This window comes from Palleronia sp. (assembly GCF_042089775.1).
Taxonomy (GTDB): Bacteria; Pseudomonadota; Alphaproteobacteria; order Rhodobacterales; family Rhodobacteraceae; genus Palleronia.
Genome location: NZ_JBELKF010000213.1, coordinates 1 through 3118, shown reverse-complemented (window position 1 = coordinate 3118; position 3118 = coordinate 1). Strand labels below are relative to the sequence as shown.

Genomic DNA, 3118 nt, shown 5'->3' with positions numbered 1-3118 from the left:
GACAGGCTACTCGCACGCTTATGCCTTCAATTCGCACTCATATGCCTTTCTGGCACTCGCGAAGCAAGGGGCAGGGAGATGAACCTCGAAACTATCGGAAAAAGTTTTGCGAAAAACATTGATAACTGGTTTGCGCCGGCATAGTGTTGGATCAACCTGAAGACGAAAGGTCGCCGCGATGGACAGCCAGATGAAACTGAACGGGATCGAGGGCGCGACGAGCGTGCTCCGCCACCTCGATATCGGCGTCGACCCGCGCCTGCCGAAGGCCCGGCGCGAGCTGGCCCAAGGCGCGGTGCTGCGCGTCGCGGCCGGGGAGGCCCTCGCGGTCTGGCAGGGCGATGCCCGCCCCGTCTATCTGCGCTTCGCCAAGGGCGGCACCGTGCAGGGGCCGCTGGCCTATGCCGAGGTGGATCTCAAGGGGCGGGTGGAGAGCGAGGCCCGCCTGACCATGGGCCTCGTGAAGTCGCTGATCGTCACCGTTCTGTCTGCGGTCCTGCTTCAGGGGCTGATGGGCGGCGCCGGGCTCTCGGTCCTCGGCTCTGCCGGCGCGGCCTTCTTCGGCCTCGTGGCCGCGCTCGGCGTGGTCTCGATCGCATGGCGCGCCACGACCCTCGCCATCCGGTTCTGCGACCGGAGAGGCCTCGTGGGACAGGCGCTGGCCGCCTGACGCCGCAACGTCACGGCCTCACCCTGGGGTGAGGCCGTTCTTTTCTGCTCGCCTGTTGGATGTGCTGGGCTACCCTGAGTTGACCGACGCAGCCGGAGAACCCGATGAACATCCAGACCCCGCGCCCCCATACCACAAGCCTTGCTCGTCGCTTCGAGATCGAGCTCAGTAAATGCACCGCGCTGCGCACTCGTTATGAAACGGGAAGCGAAGGGGATCGGGCCGGGAACGCCAGGATGCTGGCCTGCGCGACCTTCTGGGCCTTCGTGGCGCTGGAGGAGCTGGTCGTCATCGGACCGGCGCCCGTCGGAGCGCCGGAGCCGCGCGAGATCGTCTCGCTGCGCGATGCGCTTGGCCATCCGCTGACCGATCCGGATCTGGCCTTACGTGCGCATGACCGGCTGCAGGCCTTCGCTACGGCGGCCTGACGGCGCACGGTCTTTCTTGACCGTGAGTCCCCCCTCGCTAAGTGACCGTTGCGTCTAGCGGAAATCGGGAGTCTACTCGATCCGCATCGTTTGCGAGTGAGGGGGACGGATGGAACTCCATCTCGAGAAGGTCGACCCGCCGAAGAACTGTTACCGCTTCTACCATGTCGACATCGAGCCGGATCTCTTTGCCGAGGCCGCGCTCGTGGTGCGCTGGGGCCGTATCGGCCGGCGCCCGCGTTGCCGGATCGCGGGGTCAGGCAGCAAGCGCGACGCGCAGGAGATGGCGACGCGAATTCTCCAGCTGCGGCTGAAGCACGGCTACAGGCTGCGGTAGCCATCCAGCCACGCAACCGTGGAAAACCTCCACATGGCATTTTCCGCTTTCGCGGGCGCGGTCTACGCTCGAGGCAGAGCCCGGGCGCACCGGGCCTTTGATGAGCAGGAGTGCCCATGCCGGCGAACACCCCCAAGCGGATCAGCGACCTCAGCACCGAGGCCCAGTTCGATGCCTACATGCAGGTCTTCACCGAACCGCGTGGCACCCGCCTGAACGATCTCGACGCCATCGTGGCCGCCGCCGTCGAATACTCGGTGCGGGTCATGGCGCCGGCCTTTATCTCGCTCGAGGCCGGGCTTCAGCGTCTCGAAGGGGAGGCGGAGCTTCCGAACCTGCGCTGGTTCGATGCCGGCGCGCCCCACCTTGGCGCTTTCGAGATCACTGCCCCCGACGACAGCGGCGCGCACAGCTTCGTCCTCGATTTCACCGGGCGGAAGCGGCCGACCTGCGGAACCATCCCGCCGGACCTGCCGCGGCGGATCAGCTGCTACATCACCGACTACTCAGCCCGGGCGCCGGAGGGGGCCAGCATCCAGGACGTTCTCGCCATCGAGGGGCCGCAGCTCGTCTTCGCGATCGACATTCCGTCGGTGTCCGAGGAGGGCGTCCTGGTCCTGCCGGGCGGCGCGCGCGTCGAGGACAGCGGCGCGGCCATGGTCGCGCTTCGGGCGGCCGCGGGGCACATGCAGGCCTTGGGCTGCGACAAGCTCCTGGAGACGCGCCATGAATGGGCGGGCAGCTGGACGATGGAGTTCCGGGGCCCGCGGCGCGAACGCCTGATGGCCGCGCTCGGCGTCGCCACCCTGCGCGCCGACGGTGTCGCGCCCGGGCAGCGCATGGCGGACGGCCTCATGTATCTCCAGGCGATCGCCGCGGCGGCCGACCTTTGGCACGAGGCCGAGGATCTCGGTCGGCTCATCCTCGGGCTCCAGACGGGCGGCCACGACGATTACGAGAACCGCTTCATCTCGTCCGACGGTGTGCAGGAAGCCTTCCTGGTTCCGACCGCGGAAGGCGGCGTCATCGCGCTGCGGTGCTTCGAGACCTGCTGGCTGGTCCACCTGAAGCGGGCAAATGCCGACGAGATGCCCCACCAGATCGAGATCCATTGTGCGGGCAGCATCGCGGACGAGCTCGAAACGAGCGAGGACACCCTCGTGGCTGACATCGGCCTGACGTTGGAGGGCTACAGCTCGAAGATGGTGGTGCCCTATTCGAACCAGGCGATGCGCGAGCTCACGGGTGCGATCGGCACGATCTGCGATCTCGGCGCGGAGCTGATGGGGGAGCGCGAGCCGGAGACCGAGGCGGCCTATCTCTGTTGACGCGCGAGCGCCTCGAGCATCTCGCCGTTCTCGTCCATGACCTGTTCGGCCGCGTCCAGCGTGGCGGCGATCGACGGGTCGGCCCGGGAGATACGCAGGATGCCGTCATCGCCCTGCGTGACAAGGAGCGTGTCGCCCTCACGCGCGCCGAGGGCCGCCAGGATCTCGGGGGTCATGTCTATGACCAGTGCGTCGCTGTGCTTTCGGATCGTGGTCTTCATGGTTGCCGTCTCCGCTGGCGTCATTCTCGTGAGAGGTCGCGTCAAGGCGCGAGGCCATCCTCCTCCGCTTCGATCACCGCCTCAAGCTCCAGCGCCGGGACCATATAGGCATAGCAGACGATCTCGCCCTCGAG

General features: G+C 67.0%; 5 protein-coding genes. 4 read left to right on the top strand and 1 reads right to left on the bottom strand.

The window, feature by feature from the left end; translation table 11 throughout:
* Nucleotides 1–190 precede the first annotated feature (190 nt).
* The 4 genes from ACFDS3_RS20115 (at nucleotide 191) to ACFDS3_RS20100 (ending at nucleotide 2763) form a co-directional block, all read left to right on the top strand.
* A complete protein-coding gene (locus ACFDS3_RS20115; RefSeq protein ID WP_375264108.1) occupies nucleotides 191–670 on the top strand; it encodes a hypothetical protein in 480 nt (159 codons plus the stop codon).
* 104 nt (nucleotides 671–774) lie between these two features.
* A complete protein-coding gene (locus tag ACFDS3_RS20110) occupies nucleotides 775–1098 on the top strand; it encodes a hypothetical protein (protein ID WP_375264107.1) in 324 nt (107 codons plus the stop codon).
* A gap of 109 nt (nucleotides 1099–1207) precedes the next feature.
* Nucleotides 1208–1435: a WGR domain-containing protein gene (locus ACFDS3_RS20105; protein ID WP_375264106.1), complete on the top strand. Its 228-nt coding sequence runs from the start codon at nucleotides 1208–1210 to the stop codon at nucleotides 1433–1435.
* A 116-nt stretch (nucleotides 1436–1551) separates the two neighbouring features.
* Complete coding sequence (locus ACFDS3_RS20100) at nucleotides 1552–2763, top strand: hypothetical protein (protein WP_375264105.1); 1212 nt, start codon at nucleotides 1552–1554, stop codon at nucleotides 2761–2763.
* Here ACFDS3_RS20100 and ACFDS3_RS20095 read toward each other — a convergent pair.
* A complete protein-coding gene (locus ACFDS3_RS20095; RefSeq protein WP_375264104.1) occupies nucleotides 2751–2984 on the bottom strand; it encodes a transcriptional regulator/antitoxin MazE in 234 nt (77 codons plus the stop codon). The genes ACFDS3_RS20100 and ACFDS3_RS20095 overlap by 13 nt on opposite strands.
* Between the last annotated feature and the right edge of the window lie 134 nt (nucleotides 2985–3118).